At 49.6% G+C, this 26,815-nt stretch carries 22 protein-coding genes; 13 read left to right on the plus strand and 9 right to left on the minus strand.

All coding sequences use genetic code 11. From position 1 onward, the window contains the following. Positions 1–40: 40 nt before the first annotated feature. The 4 genes from O6P33_RS01260 (at position 41) to O6P33_RS01275 (ending at position 3,506) form a co-directional block, all read left to right on the plus strand. Positions 41–394, plus strand: a complete 354-nt coding sequence (locus tag O6P33_RS01260; RefSeq protein WP_269818448.1) for an NADH:ubiquinone oxidoreductase — start codon at positions 41–43, stop codon at positions 392–394. 268 nt (positions 395–662) lie between these two features. Further along, entirely contained in the window at positions 663–2,096 is a 1,434-nt protein-coding gene (gene ccoN, locus O6P33_RS01265) for a cytochrome-c oxidase, cbb3-type subunit I (RefSeq protein WP_269818449.1), read from the plus strand. Continuing rightward, entirely contained in the window at positions 2,097–2,294 is a 198-nt protein-coding gene (locus O6P33_RS01270) for a hypothetical protein (protein ID WP_269818450.1), read from the plus strand. A 90-nt stretch (positions 2,295–2,384) separates the two neighbouring features. Continuing rightward, positions 2,385–3,506: an HPP family protein gene (locus tag O6P33_RS01275; protein ID WP_269818451.1), complete on the plus strand. Its 1,122-nt coding sequence runs from the start codon at positions 2,385–2,387 to the stop codon at positions 3,504–3,506. Here the strand turns inward: O6P33_RS01275 and O6P33_RS01280 are convergent. Then, positions 3,503–4,369, minus strand: a complete 867-nt coding sequence (locus tag O6P33_RS01280; protein WP_269818452.1) for a LysR family transcriptional regulator — start codon at positions 4,367–4,369, stop codon at positions 3,503–3,505. The two genes, O6P33_RS01275 and O6P33_RS01280, sit on opposite strands and share 4 nt — an antisense overlap. 118 nt (positions 4,370–4,487) lie before the next feature. Between O6P33_RS01280 and O6P33_RS01285 the strand changes: the two genes are divergently transcribed. From O6P33_RS01285 to O6P33_RS01300, 4 genes are all read left to right on the plus strand, one after another. Beyond that, positions 4,488–5,849 (plus strand): diguanylate cyclase, encoded by a 1,362-nt coding sequence (locus O6P33_RS01285; protein ID WP_269818453.1) that lies wholly within the window; start codon positions 4,488–4,490, stop codon positions 5,847–5,849. Between the two features lie 220 nt (positions 5,850–6,069). After that, on the plus strand, positions 6,070–6,699 hold the full coding sequence (locus tag O6P33_RS01290; protein WP_269818454.1) for a thiol:disulfide interchange protein DsbA/DsbL: 630 nt from the start codon (positions 6,070–6,072) through the stop codon (positions 6,697–6,699). 15 nt (positions 6,700–6,714) lie between these two features. Beyond that, positions 6,715–7,575, plus strand: a complete 861-nt coding sequence (locus tag O6P33_RS01295; RefSeq protein WP_269819437.1) for an endonuclease/exonuclease/phosphatase family protein — start codon at positions 6,715–6,717, stop codon at positions 7,573–7,575. Between the two features lie 12 nt (positions 7,576–7,587). Continuing rightward, positions 7,588–9,384: a GGDEF domain-containing protein gene (locus tag O6P33_RS01300; protein WP_269818455.1), complete on the plus strand. Its 1,797-nt coding sequence runs from the start codon at positions 7,588–7,590 to the stop codon at positions 9,382–9,384. 23 nt (positions 9,385–9,407) lie between these two features. On the opposite strand, the gene O6P33_RS01305 is transcribed toward O6P33_RS01300, so the two are convergent. From O6P33_RS01305 to pilG, 8 genes are all read right to left on the minus strand, one after another. Beyond that, positions 9,408–9,881: a chemotaxis protein CheW gene (locus O6P33_RS01305; protein ID WP_269818456.1), complete on the minus strand. Its 474-nt coding sequence runs from the start codon at positions 9,879–9,881 to the stop codon at positions 9,408–9,410. After that, on the minus strand, positions 9,878–10,942 hold the full coding sequence (locus O6P33_RS01310; protein ID WP_269818457.1) for a chemotaxis protein CheB: 1,065 nt from the start codon (positions 10,940–10,942) through the stop codon (positions 9,878–9,880). Before O6P33_RS01310 ends, O6P33_RS01305 begins: the two co-directional genes overlap by 4 nt. Next, positions 10,935–18,464 carry an Hpt domain-containing protein gene (locus tag O6P33_RS01315; protein WP_269819438.1) on the minus strand — a complete coding sequence of 2,510 codons (7,530 nt, stop codon included), beginning with the start codon at positions 18,462–18,464 and terminating at the stop codon, positions 10,935–10,937. Before O6P33_RS01315 ends, O6P33_RS01310 begins: the two co-directional genes overlap by 8 nt. 24 nt (positions 18,465–18,488) lie before the next feature. Next, positions 18,489–19,352, minus strand: coding sequence for a CheR family methyltransferase (locus O6P33_RS01320; protein WP_269818458.1), 864 nt, complete (start codon positions 19,350–19,352; stop codon positions 18,489–18,491). Between the two features lie 62 nt (positions 19,353–19,414). Further along, entirely contained in the window at positions 19,415–21,466 is a 2,052-nt protein-coding gene (locus tag O6P33_RS01325) for a methyl-accepting chemotaxis protein (RefSeq protein ID WP_269818459.1), read from the minus strand. A 120-nt stretch (positions 21,467–21,586) separates the two neighbouring features. Continuing rightward, positions 21,587–22,126, minus strand: coding sequence for a chemotaxis protein CheW (locus O6P33_RS01330; protein ID WP_269818460.1), 540 nt, complete (start codon positions 22,124–22,126; stop codon positions 21,587–21,589). Between the two features lie 40 nt (positions 22,127–22,166). Next, positions 22,167–22,532: a twitching motility response regulator PilH gene (pilH, locus tag O6P33_RS01335; RefSeq protein WP_269818461.1), complete on the minus strand. Its 366-nt coding sequence runs from the start codon at positions 22,530–22,532 to the stop codon at positions 22,167–22,169. Between the two features lie 57 nt (positions 22,533–22,589). Continuing rightward, positions 22,590–22,997 carry a twitching motility response regulator PilG gene (gene pilG, locus O6P33_RS01340; protein WP_269818462.1) on the minus strand — a complete coding sequence of 136 codons (408 nt, stop codon included), beginning with the start codon at positions 22,995–22,997 and terminating at the stop codon, positions 22,590–22,592. 244 nt (positions 22,998–23,241) lie between these two features. Between pilG and gshB the strand changes: the two genes are divergently transcribed. From gshB to pyrR, 5 genes are all read left to right on the plus strand, one after another. Then, positions 23,242–24,198, plus strand: coding sequence for a glutathione synthase (gshB, locus tag O6P33_RS01345; protein ID WP_269818463.1), 957 nt, complete (start codon positions 23,242–23,244; stop codon positions 24,196–24,198). Positions 24,199–24,305: 107 nt separating this feature from the next. After that, the gene (locus O6P33_RS01350) at positions 24,306–25,205 is read left to right on the plus strand and encodes an energy transducer TonB (protein WP_269818464.1); all 900 of its coding nucleotides are present in this window, start codon (positions 24,306–24,308) and stop codon (positions 25,203–25,205) included. Between the two features lie 70 nt (positions 25,206–25,275). Next, positions 25,276–25,842 carry a YqgE/AlgH family protein gene (locus tag O6P33_RS01355; protein WP_269818465.1) on the plus strand — a complete coding sequence of 189 codons (567 nt, stop codon included), beginning with the start codon at positions 25,276–25,278 and terminating at the stop codon, positions 25,840–25,842. After that, the gene (gene ruvX, locus O6P33_RS01360) at positions 25,839–26,270 is read left to right on the plus strand and encodes a Holliday junction resolvase RuvX (RefSeq protein WP_269818466.1); all 432 of its coding nucleotides are present in this window, start codon (positions 25,839–25,841) and stop codon (positions 26,268–26,270) included. The genes O6P33_RS01355 and ruvX overlap by 4 nt, the downstream gene beginning before the upstream one ends. 29 nt (positions 26,271–26,299) lie before the next feature. Further along, positions 26,300–26,809, plus strand: coding sequence for a bifunctional pyr operon transcriptional regulator/uracil phosphoribosyltransferase PyrR (gene pyrR / locus O6P33_RS01365; protein ID WP_269819439.1), 510 nt, complete (start codon positions 26,300–26,302; stop codon positions 26,807–26,809). Positions 26,810–26,815 lie beyond the last annotated feature (6 nt).

Here is a 26,815-nt window from a genome sequence, read left to right on the forward strand (position 1 = left end):
GTTAAGATGACTGCAATTCACACACTTGTTGGAGCCCTCAATGCGCGCTTGTTTTGTCTTACTGCTGTTATTGATCAGTCAAAATATTTTTGCTCAAGCTTGCATCATTGAATCGGTTGATCAGCGCGTGCAGGTCAAGATTTGCCAACAAAACCGCAGCATTCCTGAGCAGCTGTTTAAAACTGGTTTTTGTCAGCCACAGCTCAAAGGGCAAAAAACCACTGTCACTTTTGTTGAGCAATGCCCAATAGGTGCCTTTGGCATATGCCGCAGCGCGCAAGCCGCTGGTGTGCCTTATCAGCAAGACATTCACTACTACGGCGTCGCCACAGATGCACAGTACCTGAAACCTGCCTGCGAACAGCAAAGTAAAGGGGTATGGACTGCGTACTAAAGGCTGCACCCCGTTAGCATCGCCGTAAGCTGTACAAGCATCTTTAAAACATCGATAAATGCAAAATTATTGATATAAAACAACAACAATATTCATTTGTTTATAAACATGTCGCCCCCTAGCATAGTGTTATTGACTTAAGTCAACCAACTGCTGATGCATTGCCCGCCCCTGGCACTGCTCACGCTTGGTATTTTTATCACTGAAGGAGGCTGCGCTATACGTTACTGGGCACGCAACTTACCCACACGTGTGCGCTAGAAACAACATGAATACAGCAACCGAGCAGGCCCACGCCTACAACTATAAAGTGGTTAAGCAATTCACCATTGCCACCTTAATCTGGGGATTTCTAGGGATGAGCATGGGCGCTGTCTTGGCAGCGCAACTGGTTTGGCCGGCACTGAACTTTGACTTACCTTGGAGCAGCTTTGGCCGCATCCGTCCAATCCACACCAACTTGGTTATTTTTGCTTTCGGTGGCTGTGCGCTGATTTCCACCTCTTTCTATATTGTGCAGCGCACCTGCTATGCACGCCTACCCTCTGATAGCGCCGCAAGTCTATTTTTTTGGGGCTGGCAAGTGATGCTGATCGCTACCGTGATCAGTTATGCCTTGGGTTACACCACCACCAAAGAATATGGCGAGATGGAATGGCCTTTGGCGATTGCCTTAACCGTGCTGTGGCTGATGTATATGTGGTTATTTTTTGGCACCATCGCACGCCGCCAAACATCGCATATTTATGTTGCTAACTGGTTCTATGGCGCTTTTATTATCGTCACCGCGATGGTGCATATCATTAACCACGCGGCCATCCCGGTCAGCCTCACCAAGTCATACTCACTCTACGCCGGCACTACCGACGCCATGGTGCAATGGTGGTTTGGACACAGTGTGGTGGGCTTTATTTTGTCAGTGGGCTTTCTCGGCATGATGTACTACTTTGTCCCCAAACAAGTGCAGCGGCCCATTTACTCGTACCGTTTATCAATCGTGCACTTTTGGGCAATTATCTCAATTTATATTTGGGCTGGCCCGCACCATTTACACTACACCGCGCTACCGGACTGGGCACAAAGCTTGGGCATGGCCATGTCAGTCATTCTTCTCGCACCCAGCTGGGGCGGCATGATTAACGGTATGATGACGCTATCCGGCGCATGGTACAAATTGCGCAGCGATCCAATTTTACGCTTTCTAGTGGTGTCTTTAGCCTTCTACGGCATGTCCACCTTCGAAGGGCCGATGATGGCAATTAAAACCGTCAACTCCCTATCACACTACACCGACTGGACCATTGGCCATGTGCATGCAGGCGCCTTAGGTTGGGTTGCCATGATCAGCTTCGGCAGCCTCTATCACATGATCCCAAAACTGTGGAACTTGCCGCAGATGTACAGCATAAAATTGATCAACGTGCACTTTTGGTTAGCGACCGCAGGTACGGTAATTTATATTGCAGCGATGTGGGTCAACGGTATTACCCAAGGCTTAATGTGGCGCGCCATTAATGATGACGGCACTCTGTCCTACTCCTTTGTAGAGGCACTGCAATCGTCACATGCCGGTTATATCGCTCGCCTCAGCGGTGGCTCACTGTTTGTTTTAGGCATGCTGATTATGCTGATCAATACTTGGCTCACTTTGCGCCAAACAAAAGTACAGCAGTTGCCTGCCGCACAAACGGCGGAGGTCTAAATGCTTTTTATCTTACTCGGTTTAGCCTCTAGCATTAGCGGTTATTATTGCCTCCGGCATATGAGCCTGCTGGATATGGAGCAAGCGGCCATGCTGCCGTTTGCCGATGATCGACCCGCAGCACGTCGCGTAGAAGAAGAAACCGGACGTCCCTGTTTGCCTGAACATTTGGCACAACAAAGCGCACTCAAAGCCTAAGGGTTCAGCAGCCAGCAACCCTCGTATTACGCTCAGCACCAGCACTGTCATGTGCTGTTGCTGTTTTATTGTCTATTTTTGGAAACCTCTGTGCGCACTCAATGGATTAAAGCCCTCACCCCGCTCTCTTTAAATATTCCACCCAAACAATGGTTACGCGCCGCCAGTGGTGCTTTTCTGGGTGTATTAATTTCCATATTTGGCAGTAATTTTCTGTTTGGCAGCCAGATAGCCTTAAGCTTGGCTGCACCCATTGGCGCATCAGCCGTGCTCTTATTTGTTACCTCAGCGACCCCTCTGGCGCACCCTTGGTCGTTACTCGCAGGCAATGTGTTATCGGCAGTGATTGGCGTACTCTGCGCACTCTATATTGACGACATTATCTTGCGCGCAGCCACCGCCGTTTGCCTCGCGATTACCAGTATGCTGGCTTTGCGCTGCTTACACCCACCCAGCTGCGCGGTGGCATTAGCTATTACCCTGAGCCCCAATCTATCTGCTCAGGGTTTTGAGATTGTCATTCCTGTGGCTAGCCAGTCATTACTGCTGCTGTGCAGTGCTTTACTGTTTAATAATTTAACTGGTACCGCTTATCCACGGCCTACCCCAGCTGTAGCGGCAAACATTCATCAAACCGCAGATCCTCTCCCGACAACGCGCACCGGCTTTAATGAAGCAGACTTAGACCAAGCGCTCAACGAATTTGGCACCTATGTGGATGTGCACCGCGAAGACTTAGAAGAACTGCTGCGCTTAACCGAGCAACACACCTTTAAGCGCCGCACTGAACACCTGACCGCAGTGTCTATTATGTCCCGTGATTTGCGTACAGGGCACCCCGAGATGCCCATTGCTGAAGCATGGCTACGGCTTAAACAGCACCGCCTAAAAGCCTTGCCAATAGTGGATGAACATCGACGCCTCGTAGGCATTATCACCTTGGTCGATTTGTTAAAGCATTTTGAACTGCAAGCACCAGGCAGTCGTCTGCAACACTTGAAGTATTTTCGCCACAAGCGCCTCAAGCATATAATGACCACACCGGTGCTTAGCGTCAGCTTTGCGACACCTCTGCTGGAGCTGGTGACCTTACTCTCTGATCGTGGTTTGCACTATATGCCGGTGGTTGATGAGCATCGACAATTGGCTGGGATGATTACCCAAACCGACCTGATTGCCGCCCTCTACCGCGGTTGGATCGTTCAGGGTTAACTCAGCCCTGCTGCTTGCGTTTGCAGCCAATTGCTATCGCTGTGCATTAAGTCTTGCAAGACCGCCAATGCTTGCTGCAATGGTGCGGTACCTGATGTTTCAGCATAAACAAGATAAACCGGCCAAGAAAACTCAGCGGCATGGGGCACCCGCTCAAGACTGCCCTCCGCTAAGTGCGGCTCAACCACGCGGGTACGAAAATACCCACGACCACCGGTTTGCAAAATAGTATGCAAAGCCAAAGGACCAAAATTACAACGCAACGCACTGTGCGCATACTCTGGGAGCACGGCATCATGCTGCTGACAAAACAAGTCGCCCCAGTCCACATAAATATAAGGCTCTGGCTGCAACACTGATTGCACTTGTATCAGTTTTTCTTCCAGCAAGTGTTCAACCTGCAAACCTGGCCAATAATGCGGCTGATGCATTAGCGCAGCATCGAGCTCACCGCTCTCAAGCTTTTTACGCAAGGTGCTCACATCATGCACTCCAACATTGACTGCATATCCGGTACGCTCCTTGGTCAGGCGCATAAACCAATCTTTCAGTAAAGGATTCCATAAACTGGTTTCCGCACCTAAGTGCAGTTGCACCTGTAAATCTGTCGGGAACGGCAGTGCATTGCGGGCCGCCTCCCATGTTTGCAGCAACTGATGCGCATAGGGGACAAAATGTTCACCGTGCACGGTCAAACTGGCACCTGCTCGATTGCGCACAAATAGCGAGCAATTGAGTTGTGCCTCAAGGTTTTTAACCCGAGCTGTGACTGTTGTTTGCGTCACGCACAACTGCTCCGCTGCAGCAATGAAACTACCGCAACGTACGATGGCCAAGAATGTGCGTGCAAGCTCTATATCCATGCCGGACTTATCACTTTTATTGAATAAAATAAATTTACCTTGGTTTAATCAAGGCGTGCTCTGGCCAAGTTACTATGGATTCTGCGACCATAGACGAAATCATACTAGACTCTTGGCCATGACACAGATATCGACCGAACAACTTGTTAAAGAATGGCAAGCTCTGTTAGAGAGCACGCCTACAGATATTAGCCAAAACACGCAGCGGTTAGCCGAGCAGCATGCGCCGCAGCTGGCCGCAAGCTTTTACAAACACATGCTCGAGGACCTCACCGCAGCGCAGTTTTTATCCCACGATCAAGTTCAAGAGCGCCTCAGTGGCTCCATGCAGCGCTGGGTGATTACTTTATTTAGCTTAAGCGCTGACAGTGATCTACAGCCAATTATCGCTCAGCAAAAACATATTGGTGATGTGCATGCGCGCATTAATATACCGGTGCATTTAGTCTTGCGCGGTGCGCGCGTCCTCAAAGAAACATCAGCGCAGCTGCTCAAGAGTTCGCCGCTGCAAAGAGAATCCTTAAGCTTTATTAGCGCCTTGATTGATATGGCCATGGAAGTGATGAGCCAAGCCTACTCAGCCTCCAATGATAAAAACGCTCGCGCCGAAGAGTCATACCGCTTATTTTCTATTGCACAAAACTCAGCCCACGAAAAAGACCGACAACGGGCAGCCTTACTGGACTGGGAAAACCAAACCATGTTCGATATGGCCATGGGTTTAAAGTTTTCTCAGCTAAACACCTTATTCGCATCGGAGTTTGGTTTGTGGTTCCGACATAAAGGTGCCCATGCTTTTGAAGGTGCAGGCGAAGTCGAGTTAATTAGCAGCGCCATTGAAAAAATCGATACGGTCATTTTACCCATGCTGGAGCTGGAGCAAAAACCCCCTGAGCAGCATCAACAACTGCTACGCAGCTTGCATGAGCAAATGCGCAGTATTGATTACCACCTAGAAAATTTATTTTCCAAAGTTAACGAGTTAGAAAGCGGCCGTGATGTACTCACCCACTTACTCAACCGTAAATTCTTACCCGTGGTCATGAGCAAAGAAATCAATTATGCCCGCGAGCATAAGCGTAACTTTTGCATTCTAGCCATAGACGTTGATCACTTTAAACTCATTAACGACAGCCACGGCCATGAAGCTGGCGATATAACCCTGCAGCAACTGGCCAGCTTATTGAGCAACAGCTGCCGTAGCGGTGACTATGTTTTCCGCATGGGTGGTGAAGAGTTTTTAATGTTGCTCGTCGACATTACTGCAGAAAAAGCCGCTAAAGTTGCGGAAAAGCTCCGCGCATTAGTAGCTGAAGAAGATTTTCGTTTGCCACGCGGGATCACCCTCAACATCACCATCAGCATTGGATTGGCACAGTACAGCGGCCACCCTGATCCACAGGCGCTCTTAAATAAAGCGGATGACGCCCTGTATCAAGCCAAGCGTGAAGGGCGCAATAAAATCATTGTCGCCCACTAGGGCCGATTAATAGCTTAATACCTTTGTGTAGGCCAGAATGCTCAGTATATTTAGCGCTCAGCTTAGCTATAATGAATGACAGCAAAGCACTGGCCTAACCACAATAAGCTGGTTAGCGTAAAACGCACAGGCGGCTAATGCGGAACTAGCATAGCGGCCAAAGTGTCCATAAAATACTTTTCACTCTTATTTGCCACTCATTACTGTAACGGAGTTCACCATGCGCAACTTACTTATGTCAGCTGTATTAGTAGGCGCTAGCCTAATAGGGTCTACTGTTTTTGCGCAAGAACTAGTAGAAGGTCGCAACTATGCAACGCTAAGCAGTCCTGTGCCCACTGCTCAGCCAGAAAAAATCGAAGTTGTGGAAATGTTTTGGTACGGCTGCCCACATTGCTACCAACTCGAAGCCACAATCAACCCCTGGTCCAAGCAACTAGCGGATGATGTGAACTTCGTCCGTGTACCTGCCATGTTTGGCGGTATTTGGAATCTCCACGGCCAATTGTTCTATACCTTAGAAACATTGCAAGCCGAAGATAAAGTCCATGACAGCATTTTTAGCGCATTACACAATTCAGGCCGCAAGTTATCCTCCCTTGATGAAATTGCCAGCTTTGTTGCAGAGCAAGGTATTGATAAAGACCTGTTCATTAAAACCTGGAACTCCTTTAGTGTCAGAAGCCAAATGGAAAAAGCTAAAAAACTGGCCTTGGCTTATCAAATCAGCGGTGTACCTGCTGTCGTCGTCAACGGTAAGTACCGTTTTGATATTGGCATGGCCGGTGGCCTCCAAGAGACTGTAGAAGTTGCGGACGCTTTGATTCAAAAAGAACGTCAATCAGAATAGGATATCGCCGTGCTGATGCCTCGTCGCTTTAGCCAAGAACGCTCAATTATTTTATGTGATGCCAATCGCAACGTATTGTGCAGCCCTGATGCATCAATACTGGATACACAGCGCATTCGCTTATTGAGCTTTAACATTCAAGTTGGCATCAGCACCAGTGCCTATCGGCATTATGTTACCCGCAGCTGGAAGCACCTGTTACCGCATAAAGAACGCTACCGTAATCTGGAAAAAATCGGTTTTTTACTGGGCGACTACGATATTGTTGCTCTGCAAGAAGCCGACGGCGGTAGTTTGCGTTCTGGCAATATTAATCAGGTGCAACAACTGGCCCAGCTCGGCAATTTTCCTTACTGGTATCAACAGCGTAACCGCGACTTAGGCCCATTCGCTCAACACAGCAATGGTTTACTCACACGCTTTGCGCCACAACGCTTAGAAGATCACCCTTTACCTGGCCCTGCAGGACGCGGTGCAATTTTGGCACAAATTGGTGAAGGTAAAGATGCTATTGCTGTGGTTTCCATGCATTTAGCCTTGGGCGCCCGTGCTCGCAACCGTCAGCTTGGTTATATCCGGGAAATGGTCAGTGATTATGAGCATGTGGTGCTTATGGGTGATATGAACACTCAAGCTGAGAATCTGTTAATCAACACGCCACTCAGCGATTTAAATCTGCGTGCACCACAAATCTGCGCAACCTTCCCCAGCTGGAAGCCGCAGCGCTGCATTGACCATATTTTGATCAGCTCCGAATTAGAAATCGATAATATGTCTGTGCTGCCCATTCCAATATCAGACCACCTCCCAGTTGCTATGGATATTATCCGCCCGGGTGCTAACCCCACCACGGCTTATCAGTTTCCACAAGAGTAAGCTGAGTGCGCTATGTCGGATAATACTTGGAAGAAAAAGTACCTCGAACTGCTGGATAAGCAAGAGCGCTTAGAAAACAATTTTAATAAGCAAGCTGACGTGTTAAAACGCGGCTTGATCCGTAGCAGTTTAGCCGCAGAAGGCAATGATGAGCAGTTAGATCAACAGTTACAGGGGCTACGTAACTTACTGCGTAAACAAGCCGATACCCATGAGCTTGAACAACACATTAACCGGCTGGAAAAAGCTATTTTGCAGTCTGAAAAAAAGCTTCAGCAGCGCCGAGAAGGCTTAAGCAATACCTTAACCTATTTTGTCCAGCAGCTACTGCAACTGCAACCACCCAAAGACATCCAAAAATCTTTGCGTGCGTTTGAAAAAAACCTGCACAAACAACTCGCCAAACCGCACAGTTTGTATCCAGCTTTAACTCAGTTAAAAGATCTACAAGAGCGCGTACTCAGCGCCACAGTTCAAGTAGAGAAAACTCCACAGGCGCAACCTGGGTTGTTTTCCCGCTGGTTTAAAGGTTCTGCCAGCAACTCGGCAGCCACAGAGCAGAATCAAACTCAAGCGCCTGCAGAGCTGGTTCACAGCAGCGAGCCAGAGCCTCCTACAACAGCTCTGGCAGCTGATACTGATACTGATACTGATACTGATACTGATACTGATACTGATACTGATACTACTATAGTAGCGGCGCAGCCCAAGAGCGCCAGTGCTGATGACACCTATGCCATACCGCTATTGGTGGAAGCCAGTTACAGCTCCGTTGCTCTGCATATTCACAACACTCTAACCACATTACTGAATGATTTACCGATTACCGCCAAGCATGAGCAGCAAGTTATTGCCATGCGCTCGCGAATTAACAAGGGGTTGAATTGGTACGAGCTCGCGCCGCTGCTGGACGAGCTATCGATTATTGTTCTGGCCATCGCCTGTGGCCAAGAGGACGATCTGGAGCAGTATTTACTACAGCTCAACCACCGCTTAGCCTCCCTGCACGATAATTTACAGGTCACCTCAATTGGCTACAACGAATCGGTGACCGCTGCGAAAAATCTCGATCATGACCTGCGCGAGCATGTCAGCAACTTTCAAAGTGATGTGCACAGCGCCAATGATTTAGTGGAGTTAAAAAAACGTGTTGATAGCCGTATTGATACCTTCATTGGTACCTTGCAGACCTATCAAGAAAGCCGTGAGCGCACTGATAGCGTCCTCTCAGAACGCTTTCAAGCATTGGCCGAACACTCCAAGCAAATGGAAAAAGAAACCCAGCTCCTTTCAACTAAGCTGGAAGAGCAGCGGCAAAAAGCCCTACTCGACCCCCTCACTGGCTTACCCAACCGTGCGGCTTGGGCTGAGCGCTCAGAGCTTGAATACGCCCGTATCCAGCGCAACCAGAGCTCGTTACTGCTGAGCATCATTGATATTGATCACTTCAAGCGCATTAACGACAACTACGGGCACTTAGCTGGCGATAAGGTTTTAAAAATCATTGCCCAAGAGCTGAATAGACGCTTGCGTAAAACTGACTTTATTGCTCGTTTTGGCGGTGAAGAGTATGTAATTTTACTGCCTGATACGCCTTTAGAGAGCGGCCTCAAGCTGCTCAATACTTTACGCACAGCTATTGAGGCCTGCCCCTTCCACTTTAAAGGTGAATTGGTGACTATCACTTTCTCTGCTGGTATCGGCCAAGTTGCCAACGATGAAACCCTTGAGCAAGCTTTTGAACGGGTTGACCAAGCCCTGTATACAGCGAAAAATGCTGGCCGCAATAATGTTAAAACAGCCAGCTGATCCACAGCGCTTACCGCTTACACTCAAATCAAATCAAGATCAGCCAGCTTTTGCTCTAACCCTGCCAAATCAGGTATTTTCGCAATTTCACCGTCAAGGCTCACCGCATCCAACTCCAAAGGCAACAAAGGCTCTTGGCTAACCCGTGCCAAACTTGGATCAATGCGTACGGAACGCGGAATACCTTGAATCACCAAAGCAAAAAAACGAAACTTCGCGCGTCCACCTAAAGCGTTAATAATCACCACGCGCGCACTGTCAGTGTTCACCGCAGCATCACTGGAAGCGGCCTCAAAAGACAGCAACGGCAAGCTTAAGTCACGCCATGGGATCTGCCCCAGCAACCAAGCAGGTGAGTTTTGTGCAGCCTGCACGTTACGGTACGGCACCAGCTCCGCAACGGCGGTGTTGGGAAGCAACAATAATCGATCATTGAGCGTCAATAATAATCCGGTTAACTGGCTCGCGGCCTGATCAACAACTAGGGCTTGGGTCATTGCACCTTCCTCTCTTGAGCATCATGCTGTTTGTGTGTGTTATGTAATAAGTATTGCACCAACTCGTAGGCTAACTCCTCTGGGTTGCCACTAAAGACACTGCCAGCAACGGCGCGAACACTGTCGGGCATACTTGAGCAAGCGCAGCTATCGGCACTCTGGGTCCATATTTGGGCACCTTGTTGCTGCACATAAGACGCTGCGCAACTGCCATCATCACCCATGCCACTGAAGACAATGACCCCACAAGCAGCCCCATAGTGCTGGGCTAAATTGCGCATCATTTGTTCAATGGAAGGCTGGTAAGGACCGCTCCAAGGCTTGTCGCGCATCAGTAAACTATGATCGTGAGCGAAAGTCAGCTCTTGCTGAATTGGCGCGATGACCACTTCACCGGCACGGACAAAAGGATGCTCAGCAAGCAAGCGCACCGACCACTGGCTGTGCCGTCCCACGGCTTGGGGTAAATGCCCCTCAAAGGCAGCATCAATGTGCTGGGCGTAAATAAAGCCTAGTGGCAAACCTTGCGGCAAGACATCTAAAAAAGTTTTAACCGCTTGCGGACCACCCATGGACGCTGCCAGCAACCACACTTGCTGGGCGGGCTGTGTGTTATCAACCGGATGCTTGTGAAAATACTGAGGCAGCTCAATTGACCTGAGCCGATTCGCTGTCGGCAATGGCTGATCAAGCACCGGTACGACAGTAGCCGCTGGCGTTATATGCCCGGTCAGTTGCACGATTTTCTTCAGTAAACTGCGCTCCCAGCGTGGATAATCTTCCGTGCCTAGTGCCGGTGCTGCCCCTTCACCAAATAACACTGGCGCACTGGGCTCAGCTAAAAAGTACTCCAAGGACGGGCACAGGGTATCGTTAGAGCTCACTGTTTCATACAGCCACAAATCCGTTGCGCAATGCTCTAAAGCGCTCCGATCCAAATGCTGTGGAGCGCTATTGAGTACCACTTGATAGCCTTGTTTAACGAGAAGCTGCTGCAAAATATGCCGCTGTAAGGGCGTATCCGCAACAACGGCAACCCGAACAGCAGCGCAATCAGTCATTACTCTTAATCAGTTTATCGATTGCTTCTAACAGCACAGTCTCTTGGTAGGGCTTACCCAGATAGTCATTGACACCAATCGCCATCGCCCGCTCACGGTGTTTTTCCCCGGTACGCGACGTAATCATAATAATGGGTAAGTCTTTAAGGTGTGCATCATGGCGCACCAGAGTTGCCACCTCAAAACCATCCATACGCGGCATTTCAATATCTAACAGCATAATGTCGGGCTTGCGCTCTTGCAGTAAGGCAATCGCATCAACCCCATCTTTGGCTGTCATCACGGTCATACCATTGCGTTCCAACAAGCGCGTGGTGACCTTACGTACGGTGATGGAGTCATCCACCACCATCACCAGCTTAGCGTCTTGCTTGGCGGTTTCTGTTGGTAGCAAGGCATGCCCTGCAGAGCCGGCTAGACCTTGACGGTTTTGCTGCAAACGAATCGTCGCAAGCAAGTCAAGAATCACGACTACGCGGCCATCTCCAAGGATGGTGGCGCCAGAAATACCGTGCACGTTGGCAAACTGCGGCCCTAGGCTTTTCACCACGATTTCCCGTGAGCCGGCCAAGACGTCAACCTGCACTGCAACTGCATATTCATTCGAGCGCACTAAAATCACGGGCAGCGGCAAGGTTTGCGCAACCAATTTTGGATGCTGACCATTATTGAGCAAATCGCCGATGTATTTAAGCTGATAGGTCTGACCGGCATAGTCAAACTCAGCGGGTTTACCTTCTTGCTTTTCTTGCTCGTAGAGCGCTTCTAACTCAAAGGGTGATACGCGCACAATACCTTCAATGGTATTCAAGGGAATGGCATAAGAGTCTTCGCCTGCCATCACCATGAGCGCTCGGTTCACCGAAACAGTAAAGGGTAAGCGGATATTAAACCGGGTACCAACGCCAGCTTGTGAGTCAATATTAATTGAGCCACCCACTTGCTTAATTTCCGAGCTGACCACATCCATACCAACGCCACGGCCAGAGATTTGCGTAACTTTCTCCGCGGTGGAGAAGCCAGCTTGCAAAATAAACTGCAGTATTTCCTGCTCGGTCAGCTCTGCATCAGCAGTGGTTAAGCCTCGTTCAATGGCTTTTTTCCGTACGGCTTCAATATTGACACCGGCACCGTCATCGGAGAGCACTAATAAAATATCCGCGCCTTCCCGACTCAAGTCCAAACGAATCGTACCATGCTCTGGCTTACCCGCCGCGCGGCGCTCAGCTGCCGACTCAATACCATGGTCAATGGCATTACGCAGCATGTGCTCTAATGGCGCCAGCATGCGTTCTAAGACACTACGATCCACCTCACCTTCAGCGTTCGCTACCTCAAAGTTGATGGTCTTACCCAGCTCACCAGAAATTTGGCGCACCACTCGGCGCAAACGCGGCAATAAGCGCTCAAATGGCACCATGTGAGTGCGCATCAAGCCTTCTTGCAACTCGGTATTCACCCGTGCTTGCTGCAGCAGCAGAGTTTCCGCATCACGGTTACGCGCCGCTAAAGTACCCTTTAGATCCAGCAAGTCAGAAGAAGACTCAAACAATGCTCGCGAGAGTTGTTGTAACTGCGAGTAGCGGTCCATTTCTAGCGGGTCAAAGTCTTCATAACCCGCCTTTTCTGTATCGGCTTGGTGTCGACTTAAAATTTGCGCTTGAGTTTCTGTATCGAGACGGCGCAACTGATCACGAACACGGTCGATGGTGGCTTCCATTTCCCCCAAAGTGAAACCAAAGTCGCTCACTTGCTGCTCAACACGACCACGGAAAATTGAGGTTTCCCCAGCCAGGTTCACCAGTCCTTCTAGCAACTCTGCGGGAACCCGGACCTGCTCTTGTGGCGCGCGCTGGGCACTGGCTTCTGCTGCAGCTAATTTAGCTTTCTCCACAAAAGGCAAACTGCGCTGCGCTACGGCTTTATGCTCAACTGCACTGGCGGCAACAATGGGCGTTGCCAGCTGCAAGGGTTGCGCTGTGGCTAGAGCTGCAGCGGGTGATGGTTGAGAGTCCCCAGCCAAGTCTTCCGGCTGGGTTTGTCGAATAGCGTTCACTTCAGTCACCAGCTGCTCATAGATACCTTGCAACGACTGCAACGTGCTTTCTGGCCAAGGCTGGTCTTGCTGCTGCGCTGTTAATAACTGCCCTTCCAACTGCTGGCTCAGATCGCCAATGGCCTGCGCTTCAGCTAAGCGGGCACCGCCTTTTAAGGTATTCAAAGCTCGCAAACCAGCTTGAATTGACTGCTCATTGGCAGCCGGACTGGCTATATCAGCCAAGGCTGCGCCCAGCTCAGCTAAGAGTCCATCTGCCTCATCAATAAAGATACTGGAGATATCATCCTGCGCCGGCTCGGTAGCGGCAGGTACGGCTTGCGACGTTTGCAACTGGATACTGTCGGGCATCTCTTGTTGCGCGCTGAGCGCACTGCGCATGTGTTTAATCCGCGCAATCAGGTCTTGACCATCCGGCAGCTCGGTTTCATCACGCAAGGCTTCCAGCATAATTGCGAGGCTGTCATGACAGTCTTGCAACAAAGTAAAGACAGGTTCACCCACCTTGAGTTTGCCTGCGCTTAGGTCTTCGTATAAAAACTCTAGCTCGTGGCCTAAGTCACCAATTTGATGAATTTCCGCCATGCGCGCACCGCCCTTCAGCGTATGCAAATCTCGCTGCAAGGTGGCTAACTCTAAAACATTATCGGTGTTGGCGATCCAGCGTAATAACGCCGCGGTGGCGTTATCAATAATTTCAAAGCCTTCCTCCAGAAAGATATCCACCAGCTCAGGATCAGGTAAATCTTGCTCGTCGGCATCTTCTGCTGGGGTTGGTAAGGACGCTTCTGCTGCAGCCTCAGCAACAGGTTCAAGGGCAATGCTTTCTGCGCTTAAGTCACCATCAAACAACTCAGTGCCATCCAGCTCCAGTGGTTCTGGTTCTGGTTCTGGTTCTGGTTCTGGTTCTGGTTCTGGTTCTGGTTCTGGTTCTGGTTCTACATCATTCAGAGATAGAGCCAAAGTGCTGTCAACAGCAGGCTCGTCGAGGATTTGCTCAAAGCCTGCAACCTCTGCAACCTCTGCAACCTCTGCAACCTCTGCAACCTCTGCAAGGCTAGGCGCTAAAGGACTGCTGGCAACAGCTTCATCGTCATCCTGTTCAAGTGCTACAGTGTCACCGCGGCGAAACGCTTGCATACTGGCAATTAACGCAGTGGGTTGCTGCATGTTTTCTCGTGCTTGTAACTGCTCGAGTAAAACCGCCAAACGATCATGACTGCGTAATAACAAGTCGCCTAGCTCATCGCTATGGCTATAACGACCATCCAGTAGACCTTCATACAACGACTCAAGCTCGTGGGCTAAGTCGCCAATGGGTTTGATTTCTGCCATGCCTGCCCCACCCTTAAGGGTATGCAGATCACGTAGCAATGCAGACATCACAGTATTGTTTTGTGGCGCAGCTAACCAAGCGTCTAAAGATTCACCCGCGCTTTCTAGCAGATCCATGGCCTCTTCCAGGAAAATATCAATCATTTCCTCATCGAGTTCAGCCAGTGAAAAAACCTCGCTAGCAACAGGTACTAGCTCTGCTTCTGCTTCTGCTTCTGCTTCTGCTTCTGCTTCTGCTTCTGCGGCAAAGCTAAGCGGCTCAAGCTCAATATCTACTGTATCCGGCTCGGCGAGTTCCGCTAACTCTAAAGTTGCTAGCGGCAACTCTGCAGCTGCGGGCTGCATATCAGCTTCAGTATCCAACAATAGCTCTGGCAGCGCCTCATCGGTTGCTGCTGCAGTTGCGTCATCCACTGGTGCAAAAGGCTGAAGCTCATCCGCCATCAACGCATAGAGCGCGTCGACGCAATCTTGACGCGGCTCTACCTGCAAGCCGGCGGCCACCTGATCCATCATATTAATCAGGGCTTCGTGGGCTTGTTGTGCCTGCGCAAAGAAACGCTCTTGGGTTGGCAAGCGGCCATTTTTAACGGCGCTATAGACTTCTAGCAATGCACTGCACAGATCTTCAACTTGTGGCAACTCAGCCATTTCAGCCGTGTGACTTAAGGTACTGAGCTCATCTAATAATGCTGCTAGCTCTTGACGCTCGGCCGGGTGGGAGCGCCAACGCTCCAACTGCTCGTCCATATCCAATAACAGATCCATACCTTCCGACAAGAAAGTAGAGATCACTTTCGGATCACGTGCACCCTTAGGGTCAGCGGCATTATCGCCATCGGCCTTGGCTAAACGCTCACGCATCACCGCATTGATTTTATCGAGGAAGGCCTGGGTGCCAGCAACATCCTGCATGGGGGTGCTATCGAGTTGCTCAACACCAACGCGCAATAGTTGCTCCGCTTCGCTCAGCAGCAAAGCCTCATTAAACTCAACTGCTAACAAGTTGGCTTTATAGTCTTTAGCCAGCTTCTCTAATACTGTAGCGACATTGGCAATTGGCAAAATGCCGGCCATAAATGCACTGCCTTTGAGGGTGTGCATGGCTCTTTGCAAATCATCGGTAATGGTCTTTGGCAATTGCTGCGCACAGTCGGCAAGAAACTCAACCAAAGTTTGCAAATGTGCGTGCGCTTCTTGCTTAAAGATTTCCAATAACACCGGATCTAAAGCTTCTGCCACCTGTGCTTCTTCAAGCGTATCGAGTGCAATTGTCGCGAGTTCAGCGTCTGGCTCTGGCTCTAATTCTAAATAAGCAGTGTCAGTGAGCGTCAAGCTTTCAGTTAAATCTTCTTCTGCGGCAAGCTCCGCTGCGCTACTTTCTTGGGTTGGCGCAGCTGTCTTGGCAAAAACCGGTACGGGCTCATTTTTCGCCAAGGCATGGGCAGTGGCGGCTAACTGATCCACATCATCGCGCTGGCGTTGTTGCAAAGCGGCATACTCTGCAGCCAGCTCTGGGAACAACTCAATCACCTCTGCGATGAGCTCAAGCATGGTCTCGCCCACTGGCAAGTTACCCTCAATCACACGATTGAGCATATTTTCGATGGACCAAGCCAGCTCCCCTGCAACCAATGCACGAACCATCCGCCCGCTACCTTTTAAGGTATGGAAGGCACGGCGCACTTCGGTCAGAGCAGCTTTATTATCTTGGTCGTCACGCCATTGTGGATAAAACTCATTGAGGGTCTCTAAAACCTCTTCAACTTCCTCAACGAAGACTTCCTGCAACTCTTCATCCACAGGTTCTTCATCTGCTGGCGGTGGCAGAATACTGGGCGGCACCTCAGTGGCCGGAGGGTTAATCGCGGCAACACTGGCACTCATCACATCCTCTAAGGACATGGGCGCAGGACTCGTTGCCTCAGTCGTTGTTACAATGGCTTGTGCTAGCTCAACTTCAGGTATTTCATCGAGCTCCGTCACTATTTGCCCTGCAAAACTGCTATCAGCAACTGGGCCAAGCTCTATGTCTGTGTCTAATGTGAGTTCGTCAGTCAGTGGCTTTGACTGCTCTGCGCCGTCGTTCTCTGCTAACGTCAGTGGCAAGTTATCTGCTACAAGCTCTGTTGTTTCAACAAGCTCAGTATCCACGCAAAGAGTAGGGATATCCTCAGTCTCTGCGCTATCTAGAGCATCTAAATCATACTGCTGAGCATTGCTCGGTAAACTGTCGGCACTTAAGTCATACTCATCCAGCAACTCAATTTCAGCGAGCCCTTCAGAGTCAACCTCACTGCTCTCATCCAGCAATAATTCTGCTTCTGCTTCTGCTTCTGCTTCTTCTTCTGCTTCTGCTTCTGCTTCTGCTTCTGCTTCTGCTTCTGCTTCTGCTTCTGCTTCTAGAGTCTCGGCAGTATCTAGCGCAGCCGCAATGTCTTCAGGCACTAAAGGGGCATAACCTAAGCTGGTTAAGCTCTCCTCAGCGACGTCCAAAATAGTTTCGCCTTGGCTGGCATGATCTTCAGCTAAACGCTCTAAGTAATATTCAACACTGGTAATGGCATCGGCTAAAGTATCTAGGTTCTGCCAGTTAGGAATGGCTTGCTTCTCCAGCAACTGCTCTTCGATATAACGGCGGCAGGTTTCTACCAGTGCTGCTGCGCGCTCCAAAGGAATCATCACCAATCCGCCACGCACCTGATTTAACAAATGCGGCACATTGGCTAAATGTTGGTGATCCCACTGCGAAGCAATAAATTCAATAATGCCATCTTTGGCATGTTCAAGGCCGGTGCGAGCCTCTTTAATAACGAGACGATGGATCTGCCCAACATCAGTGGTTGGCATCAAGCTTTGCTCGCTTGGCGTATCATCTCCACTGCCAACCATGCCGGTTAAAGTGGCTTCGATATACAACAAAGCACCGGCAACATCCATCAAGACGGCATCAGAGGTTTCTGCGGCGCCAGAAATAAGCGCGGCCACAACATCCAGCTGATCCAGCACAATTTTGCGCGGCTGAGCAAAGCCTAAGACTGCCAAGGTGTCGGCAATTTGTTTCAGCGGCGCTTGCAGGCTGACCAGGTCTTCCAGCTTACTACGATCACTGCGTACAAATAGATCAAGACTGTCTTTGATGCGCACCAGCTCTTCACAGAGTGCTGCCACCACCGAACGCATTGCGCCGCGGTCAGGGCCCGACATCCGCGCGCGCTCTTCATCTAAGAACAGCTCATCGGGTAATGCCTCATCCAAACGGTACAACTGATGTAAGTTTTCCAGCCTTGCAGAGTTGGGTTGAGCCTTAGCAACATAGAATAAGAGATTTTTAATCAGCTCAGCAGCAGCGGGTTTATTTAAGCCCTCAGCTTGCTCAGCAACCAAACGGCGCAACTCGCTATCCACCTGGCGCAATAAAGTGCGTACGGAAGCACCGGCTTCAACACTGCCATTGGCCAAGCCATCTACTAAGCCAGCGGTCACTTGCCATAACGGTTCCAGCGGCGCCCCTTTACTTAGGGTTTCTAAGCGCGAGAAAACTCTTGCCAAGTAACCTAAATTGGTCGGCAACTCTTGCCCACGCAGCACCCCAACAAGGGCCACTTGCTGCATTTGCCGTAGTTTTCTTAGTAGCACCGCAAGTTCAGGCACGCTTAATTGCTGCACGCGCTCGGCGCTCAGAGGCTCGTTGGCAGCCGGTAAGGCTGGGGTAAAGAGGCTGGTTTCCGACAGCAACTGCTCACCACGGGCTGCACGTAAATCGTTCAGCAGTGGTAGCACCACCATCGGTAGATCGCGCCGCGCAGTTTGAATGCGATCTAAATAGAGCGGCAGTTGTAAAATTGCCTGCATCAATACTTCAAGCGCTTCGCTGACATTATTAACGCGCTCTTCCAGTAACGCTTGCGCCAGCTGCTCCATTTCTTCGGCCAGCAGTGCTGCACCAAAAAACTCAACCATCTGCAAGGTGCCATGCACCTGATGCACATAGGTTAAACAAAAACGCAGCCGTGTTGAATCCTGGGGATTCTCCACATAATCTTCCAGCGCGTGACGTGCCTGTTTTAGGGTTTCTGCAATTTCGCCTTTAACCCATTCCAGGGCGACATAGTCGTGCCGATCACCCATAACTACTCCGCTCATATCCGTGTGTTACCCCTTACGGGTAAAAGCCAAAACGCGTTCATCAGCAACAGGTTCTAAATCAGGATGCTGCCATCCGGCAACCTCACCGACACCTATTACTAACAGACCGCCCGGTGCTAAGCGGGCCACTAAACGATTGAGTATTTCACGACGCTGCCAGCGCCGAAAATAGATCAACACATTCTGACAAAAAATAATATCCATCCCGGAAATAGGCGCTTGCGCTAAATCCAGCATATTTAATCTAGCAAAGCACAAATGCTTAGCCAGCGAATTGACTACCTGATATTTGCCATCTGCCTGCTGGGTAAAATAGTGCTGAACCCATTCAGTTGGCACGTTATCCATGCGCCGCAGATCATATTTAGCCTGCCGTGCCTGCCGTAAAGCGTTATGACTAATATCAGTTGCCGTAACTCCAAACTCTATTTTCTGCGAGGTTGTGCGCAGTGCTTCCGACGTACTAATAGCCAGCGACCATGCTTCTTCACCGCTGGCACAGCCCACACTCCATAATGCGATGCTCGCAGGTGCGGGCTGTGTGTGTATTTTTTCCGTAAGAAACTCTGTAACCACTGCAAAAGAAGGCGCATGACGAAAAAACTGTGTTTCCTGCACCGTTAAACGATCCAGCAAAACCACCCATTCCACTGCGCCAGAAGGCCCAGCAATAACTTGTTGGTAGTAACTGCCGTAGTCAGTAATTCCCAGTTCACGCATACGCGCAGTGAGATTAACCTGTAAAAACGAACGGCGTTGCTCACTGACAACCATGCCAGAGCGCGCTTCCAGCAGTTTTCGCCAGTCATTAAACTCATCTGTTGTCATGTCAGCTAGAGGCTGTAAAGCCCAAGCATTGCCAGACTGCATGATGCGCCCTTCTTCTAAAGTTCAGTGAGTGCGGCACCTGTAATAGATGCCGCCCTGCTTATTTAGGCTTGTTCGCTGCTATTGTCTGGCAAGGTAAAGCCAGACACAGACTCACGCATCTCGTTAGCCATTTTCGCTAACGTACCAATACTTTGTGCTGTTGCTGTGGTACCTGCAGAGGTCTGTGAGGTAATTTCTTGAATCACGTTCATCGTACTGGAAATATGACCGGCAGATGACGCCTGTTGACGAGCAGCGTTAGAAATATTCTGAATCAAGGAAGCCAAGGCTTTCGATACTTTCTCAATCTCTTCCAGAGAGACCCCAGCATCCTGTGCCAAGTGCGCACCACGAACAACCTCAGCTGTGGTTTGCTCCATCGAGATTACCGCTTCGTTGGTATCGGCCTGAATGGTTTTTACCAGCGCTTCAATCTGCTTGGTTGCTGAAGATGAACGCTCAGCCAGTCGCTGAACCTCATCGGCAACTACGGCGAAACCTCGTCCCGCATCACCGGCCATCGAGGCCTGAATTGCCGCGTTCAGTGCCAGAATGTTGGTTTGGTCAGCAATATCATTAATCAAACTAACGATGTCACCAATTTCTTGTGAGGATTCACCCAAACGCTTAATACGCTTGGAAGTATCTTGAATCTGTTCACGAATGCTGTCCATTCCGGTAATGGTGTTATGCACCACTTCACTACCTTTGTTAGCAATGGATACCGAGCGCTCAGCAACCGCAGCAGACTCAGCGGCGTTAGCCGATACTTGGTCAATGGAGACCGCCATTTCGTTAATCGCCGCTGACGCACCGGAAATTTCTTGGGCTTGGTGCTCAGAAGCTTCAGCCAAGTGCATCGCCGTGGACTGTGTTTCTTGAGCAGCTGCGGCGACCTGTACGGCAGTACCGTTAATGGTTCCTACCAATTCGCGCAGTTGGTCAATGGTAAAGTTAATGGAGTCGGCAATGGCCCCAGTAAAGTCTTCAGTTACCGTTGCTTCTGCAGTCAGGTCACCGTCTGCCAGGTCACCAATTTCATCGAGCAAACGCAAAATCGCCGTTTGGTTACGCTCGTTTTTCTCAGCCGTTTCAGCCAAGCGCACACGTGTTTCACGCATGCTGATCAAGCCAATCAAAATAATCGAAGCCAGTGCCAAGGCACCTAAAATATAACCCAGTAAGGTGTTGAAAACACGGCCATCGGCGCGCTGCTCAAACCCTTCAGCCAGCTCAGAAGCTTGATCTAGTAGCTCTTGCGATACGCTAAAGATGTTATTAGCGGCTTCACGTACTTGGAATAACTCTGGCGAGGTTTCTAGAATCTCGTCAACGGAACCGGAAACAAACTCAAACAGCTCAGCAATCTCAGTTAAGCGCTCTAACGCCTCTTCATCGGTTACTGCAGTAATTTCCATTGCGGCGTTACCATCGCGCATCGCATTCAAAACACGTCCAAACAAGCTCGCATCACGTCCGAACATGTCTGCGGCTAACACCGAGTCATCATCACCCACCAACACTCTGTTCGCCGAACCAATGATTCGCTCAGCCAGCAAAGCTTGACGCTGTGCAACGGACACCTGACTCGCAGGCGCACCACTTTGCAACAGAATATCAACGACTTCTTCATACTCAATTTGTAGCTGCGGAATAGTGTCGGCTAAGGTTTCTGCTACTTCGTGTAGTGAGATAACAGTCCTTTCACTATTAATAATAACTGTTGCGTTAGTTCTTAAGCTTTCCCAGTCTTGGCCTACCGCATCCATTTCCAGAGCCAACGACTCTGGCGCTGGCGGTAAGTTGTTGGCTGGGTCACCATCAACCAAGAAGCCCCAACGGGTTTCAAAGTCATCTCGCGCTTCTTTAAGCAAAGCGAACGCAGCTTCTTTACCCGCTGCTGCCTCAGTGGCGTTTTTCGCAATACGCTGAGATAAAACACGCAGCTCACCCGCATGGGTAATGTATTCTTTGTCGTAATCTGACTGTGTATTGATATAAAGGAAGTTTACAAAAAGCGCTACAACCGATACCACCAAGACAGCAAAGAGCACGCCAACAAGTAAATTGCCGCGTAACCCTGCTAGAAAAGTATTTTCACGTATTTTTTTCATTTTTTGGCCCCCGCCTGGACCGACATAACTATATGAGTCCAATATCACTCAAGAGCCAGTGAAAGCTGGCCCATCCGTATATAACTGCTGTAATGCCACAAACCCATGTTTGCTTAGAAGCTAAGCCACCACATCTAAAAACTTTTCATCACGCGCTAAAGCGTGCGGGCTGAACACCAGCCAAGCTTGCTGCTCAGATAAAAAAGCACCCTGTACAAAGGGTGCAAAAACCGTATTAATATCAGGTAGCTCTTCTGAGTAAGAGTCCACCGCAAAGTGTTGCATCCCCAGCACAGCATCCACTGTTAACCCAGCAAATACATCGCGGTGCTCAACCACCAATAAACGCCGTAGTTTTTTTGCGCTGTTTGACTCAGTTCCAAAAAAACCACAGAGATCCATTACTGGCAATAAGCGTCCACGTACGTTGGCCACACCTCTGACCCAGCTTTTAACACCAGGTAACAAGGTATAGCGCGGTTCATGTAGGACTTCTGCGACTTCACTCATGGGTGCCACGAAATACTGGTCAGCAATTCGAAAACCAATGCCGCTCCAACTCTGCGCCACTTCCTGCTGAGCTGGTAAGCCAGGTGACTGGCCTCGGCATAGCGCATCAATGTGCACCAGCAACTCATAGGGCGTCTGTTTATCGGTCATCTAACAACCCTGTTTTATTGGTTTTATTAGACACAGCACATTAGCCCGCTAAAACTGCGTCTAGGGTTTTAATCAGTGTTGCTTCATCAATCGGCTTGGTCAGATAGTCTTTCGCACCTTGACGCTTACCCCAAACCCGGTCAGTTTCCTGGTCTTTAGTGGTCACTATGATCACTGGGATATGTTGTGTTTCTGCACTCTTGGTCAGCTGCCGCGTCGCTTGGAAACCATTGAGGCCAGGCATAACAATGTCCATTAAGACTGCATCAGGTTGCTCTTGCTTAGCCAGCGCTACGCCATCTGCACCATTTTCAGCTTTGTATACTTGGTGTCCGTTTTTTTCTAACATCGCCGCCAACTTGTACATCTCAGTTGGCGAATCATCCACAATCAAAATACGAGCCATGAATCCCCCATAGAATAATAATGCAGACAGCACAATCTGCCCGTCCACTTATAACAATTAAGAAGCACTCTCTACTGGCGTAAAGGCTGGCACATGCGTTTTAATCGCGCCAATCAGCTCTTCTTTACTAAACGGTTTCGTTAAATACTGATCTGAACCAACAATGCGGCCCTTGGCTTTATCAAACAAACCATCTTTGGAAGACAGCATAATCACTGGCGTTGATCGAAAAGCACTATTGTTTTTGATCAATGCACAAGTTTGATAGCCGTCTAAACGCGGCATCATAATATCAACAAAAATAATATCTGGATGTGTATCTGCAATTTTTGCGAGCGCGTCAAAACCATCCACGGCTGTGATCACTTCACAACCAACTTTCTTAAGCAAGGTTTCGGCTGTGCGACGAATCGTTTTTGAGTCGTCAATCACCATTACCTTTAAACCTTCTGATTTATGTTCCATCTTCGCCCTACCATCGTCGGTGAGTCGTTATTTTTCTGCAGCGCTAATGCTGTATTGCCATCACGCAATATTCGCGGACCCAGTCGTCAGGCCTTTTTAGCATACTATTTTGCTGCAATCCATAAACCCAGCACATACTAGGTTGTTTATTGATCTAAGCTATAGTTTCAGATCAACCTAACACTATTATTCAGCCAAACTTGGGTGCATCATTGGCTACTTATTTTATTTTGGAGACTCTATCATGCATGTTCGTCTTGGAATTGTAATGGATCCCATTGCGCAGATTTCATTCAAAAAAGACAGTTCTTTGGCCATGTTATTGTCCGCCCAAGCCCGTGGTTGGTCACTTTTTTACATGGAACCACAAGACCTTTTTCAGCGCTCTGGCGAAGCACGGGCACGTCTACGCCCATTAAAAGTATTCAATGATCCTGACTGCTGGTTTGAATTAGGTGACGAACTGGATGAGCCGCTGGCCGACCTGGATGTCATTTTAATGCGTAAAGACCCGCCATTTGATAACGAGTTTTTATACAGCACCTATTTACTTGAGCAGGCCGAAGCAGCCGGCAGCTTAGTGGTAAACCGCCCGCAAAGCTTACGCGATTGCAATGAAAAACTCTTTGCGACGCTGTTCCCACAATGCACTCCAGCTACTTTAGTGAGCCGTCGTGCCGACATTCTGCGTGATTTTGCCGAGGAGCACGGTGACGTAATTCTCAAACCGCTCGATGGCATGGGTGGTTCTTCAATTTTTCGCCATTTAAAAGGTGATCCCAACTTATCGGTCATCTTAGAAACCCTAACTGCCCACGGCACACAACAAATCATGGCGCAAAAATACTTGCCAGCGATTAAAGATGGCGACAAGCGCATTTTAATGATTGACGGTGAACCCGTACCTTACAGCCTAGCGCGCATCCCCGCTGCAGGTGAAACTCGTGGCAATCTTGCCGCTGGTGGCCGAGGTGTGGCACAACCGCTCACCGAAAAAGACCGCTGGATTGCTGCACAAGTTGGCCCAGAACTGCGCAAGCGCGGCTTGTTGTTTGTCGGCTTGGATGTGATTGGTGAACATTTAACTGAGATTAACGTCACCAGCCCGACCTGTATCCGTGAAATTGATAACGCCTATGACACTAAAATTGGCGACCAACTGATGGATGCCATTGCCCAAAAGCTCGTTCCCCGCGGCTAAAAAACTCGGCTTGCACTTGCCTCTATGACAAAATGTGCAGGCCAGTTCATAGACTTTATCGCTACTTCTCGGCAGACTGCCGCCTCTGTCGAGATGCTAATACTCTTATGAAAAAATCTGCTGATTACCCTTTTGCTGAATCCAAACCTGCTGTCAGTGCTGCTGACCGCCTTGGCTTTACTGTGCTCATTGCTGCCCTTTTACACTTCGCCATTATTCTTGGCGTAGGTTTTACCGTCAGCGATATGCCTGAGCTCAGTAAAAGTTTGGATGTCACCCTAGCGTCGTTTAAAAGCGAAAAAGCCCCTGAAAAAGCTGATTTTATCGCTCAAGACGATCAACAAGGCAGTGGTACGCTCGAAGAAGCAGCGGTACCTAAAACCACCGAAAAAGCACCTTTCCAAGACACCAAAGTTAATAAAGTACAAGTGGAAAGCAGCGTAGAACCAACCCCAGTGACTCCTGAAGTTAAAAAGGTGATAAGCACCACCCAGCCCCAACAGCACAAGGTGGTCAGCAAACCCAAAGAACAGCCCAAGCCTAAACCTACTCGCAAAACACCCGTTATTGATCGCGAACAGTTATCAGCTGAAATTGCCAGTCTTGAAGCAGAGCTGGCCTTTGAACAACAGCAATACGCCAAACGACCAAGGGTCAGCCGGCAGAACACAGCGGCAACCAAACGTGATATCAGTGCTTGGTACCGTGATGCTTGGCGCAAAAAAGTCGAGCGTGTGGGTAACCTTAATTATCCAGACGAAGCCCGTCGCCAAGGGGTGTATGGCAGCTTACGCGTACTGGTGATTATTAAAAGCGACGGCTCATTAGAGCAAATGCGCATTCTCGAGTCCTCTGGACACCCAATCCTCGATACTGCGGCGTTAAATATCGTTCGTCTTTCTGCGCCCTTTGCGCCATTCACGGGCGAGCTGGCCGCCAACTACGACCAAGTGGAAATCATTCGCACCTGGCGCTTTGAGCGCGGCGATCGTCTTTCTAGTCAATAATCTGCGATAATCATTCTGCTCCTCCTGAGCAGCCTCTTTTTTCGCTTATTGATGAGGACAGTCGAATACTATGAGCTCCGCATTCCCTTCTTTAGCTGGGCATTTTTTAATTGCCATGCCCACCATGACCGACCCTGCATTTGCGCAATCTGTTGTGTATTTACTGGCTCATGATGCCGAAGGCGCACTGGGTTTAATCATTAATCGGCATATGGACTTAACCCTTGCTGAAGTCTTTGCCCAATTACAGCCCGAAGACGCAAGTTTCGATCCAGCGCACAATCAAGAAATATTTAATGGCGGCCCCGTCCAGGCTGAACTGGGGTTTGTCCTGCACCAGCGCGGTCCGGAGTTTCAGGGCACGACTCATTTTGGCGAGCTGGCTTTAACCTCTTCCAAAGATGCGCTACTGGCTATCGCACAGGGCGACGGCCCGACACCCAGCATGATTGCACTGGGTCATGCCGGCTGGGGTGCTGGGCAAATCGAAGACGAACTGCGCGCCAATGCGTGGCTATCTTGCCCAGCCGATCATAAAATTATTTTCGACACGCCAATTGCCGAGCGCCGCAGTGCCGCCGCCGCTTTACTCGGAGTAGATTTGGACCGTCTCAGTCACCAAGTGGGCCACTCATGAGTGCACCGCAACTGTTACTCGGCTTTGATTACGGCACCAAGCAAATCGGCGTTGCCGTCGGCCAAATGCTCACCCAACACGCTCGCGAATTATGCAATTTAAAAGCCCGCGATGGCATCCCTAATTGGGAGCAGATTGAAGCCCTAATAAAAGAGTGGCAGCCCGACGCACTTGTTGTAGGATTACCGCTGCATATGGACGGCACACCCAGTGAAATGTGTGTGCGTGCCGAAAAATTTGCACGGCGCTTACATGGCCGTTTTAATTTACCTGTCCATACCCATGATGAGCGTCTTACGACATTTGAAGCCAAAGGTCAGCGCTTAGCACAAGGACAACAACGCGGCAGCTATCGAGAACAACCTGTGGATGCCTTAGCCGCTGCTTTACTACTGCAAGGCTGGCTGGAGCAACACGCCAACAGCTGACCTCAATGCAAGCTTGGAGTTTTACTGAAATGAGCCTACCTAATCCTGCTGTATTAATTTCTACGATCGCTGGCCAATTACAAGACCACCTCAAAGCCCAAAATATTGATAATGCGCTTTTTGTGGGCATTCACACTGGCGGTGTTTGGGTTGCCAATCAGCTGCTCAAAGAGCTTAAGCACGAAGGCCCGCTGGGCATTCTCAATGTCTCTTTTTATCGCGATGATTTCAGCCGCAGTGGTTTACACCCGCAAGTGCGCCCGTCTGAGCTGCCCTTTGACATTGAAGATCAGCACTTAGTACTCATTGATGATGTTTTGATGAGTGGCCGCACCATCCGTGCCGCGCTCAATGAGCTGTTCGATTATGGCCGCCCTGCCAGCGTCACTTTAGTGTGCTTACTGGATCTGAATGCCCGCGAATTACCCATTCGTCCTGACATTGTTGGCGCAACCCTTTCCCTTGAACCAAATCAGCGGGTAAAATTAACCGGTCCTGATCCATTGACCATTACCCTGAAAACCATCGACCACCTATGAGACCCT

Origin of the sequence: Denitrificimonas caeni (genome assembly GCF_027498055.1) — a bacterium.
GTDB lineage: Bacteria > Pseudomonadota > Gammaproteobacteria > Pseudomonadales > Pseudomonadaceae > Denitrificimonas.

Coding starts and splice junctions, on each gene's coding strand:
- O6P33_RS01260 (WP_269818448.1), top strand. CDS start 41: ATGCGCGCTTGTTTTGTCTTACTGCTGTTATTGATCAGTCAAAATATT.
- ccoN (WP_269818449.1), top strand. CDS start 663: ATGAATACAGCAACCGAGCAGGCCCACGCCTACAACTATAAAGTGGTT.
- O6P33_RS01270 (WP_269818450.1), top strand. CDS start 2,097: ATGCTTTTTATCTTACTCGGTTTAGCCTCTAGCATTAGCGGTTATTAT.
- O6P33_RS01280 (WP_269818452.1), bottom strand. CDS start 4,369: ATGGATATAGAGCTTGCACGCACATTCTTGGCCATCGTACGTTGCGGT.
- O6P33_RS01285 (WP_269818453.1), top strand. CDS start 4,488: ATGACACAGATATCGACCGAACAACTTGTTAAAGAATGGCAAGCTCTG.
- O6P33_RS01290 (WP_269818454.1), top strand. CDS start 6,070: ATGCGCAACTTACTTATGTCAGCTGTATTAGTAGGCGCTAGCCTAATA.
- O6P33_RS01295 (WP_269819437.1), top strand. CDS start 6,715: ATGCCTCGTCGCTTTAGCCAAGAACGCTCAATTATTTTATGTGATGCC.
- O6P33_RS01300 (WP_269818455.1), top strand. CDS start 7,588: ATGTCGGATAATACTTGGAAGAAAAAGTACCTCGAACTGCTGGATAAG.
- O6P33_RS01305 (WP_269818456.1), bottom strand. CDS start 9,881: ATGACCCAAGCCCTAGTTGTTGATCAGGCCGCGAGCCAGTTAACCGGA.
- O6P33_RS01310 (WP_269818457.1), bottom strand. CDS start 10,942: ATGACTGATTGCGCTGCTGTTCGGGTTGCCGTTGTTGCGGATACGCCC.
- O6P33_RS01315 (WP_269819438.1), bottom strand. CDS start 18,464: ATGGGTGATCGGCACGACTATGTCGCCCTGGAATGGGTTAAAGGCGAA.
- O6P33_RS01320 (WP_269818458.1), bottom strand. CDS start 19,352: ATGCAGTCTGGCAATGCTTGGGCTTTACAGCCTCTAGCTGACATGACA.
- O6P33_RS01325 (WP_269818459.1), bottom strand. CDS start 21,466: ATGAAAAAAATACGTGAAAATACTTTTCTAGCAGGGTTACGCGGCAAT.
- O6P33_RS01330 (WP_269818460.1), bottom strand. CDS start 22,126: ATGACCGATAAACAGACGCCCTATGAGTTGCTGGTGCACATTGATGCG.
- pilH (WP_269818461.1), bottom strand. CDS start 22,532: ATGGCTCGTATTTTGATTGTGGATGATTCGCCAACTGAGATGTACAAG.
- pilG (WP_269818462.1), bottom strand. CDS start 22,997: ATGGAACATAAATCAGAAGGTTTAAAGGTAATGGTGATTGACGACTCA.
- gshB (WP_269818463.1), top strand. CDS start 23,242: ATGCATGTTCGTCTTGGAATTGTAATGGATCCCATTGCGCAGATTTCA.
- O6P33_RS01350 (WP_269818464.1), top strand. CDS start 24,306: ATGAAAAAATCTGCTGATTACCCTTTTGCTGAATCCAAACCTGCTGTC.
- O6P33_RS01355 (WP_269818465.1), top strand. CDS start 25,276: ATGAGCTCCGCATTCCCTTCTTTAGCTGGGCATTTTTTAATTGCCATG.
- ruvX (WP_269818466.1), top strand. CDS start 25,839: ATGAGTGCACCGCAACTGTTACTCGGCTTTGATTACGGCACCAAGCAA.
- pyrR (WP_269819439.1), top strand. CDS start 26,300: ATGAGCCTACCTAATCCTGCTGTATTAATTTCTACGATCGCTGGCCAA.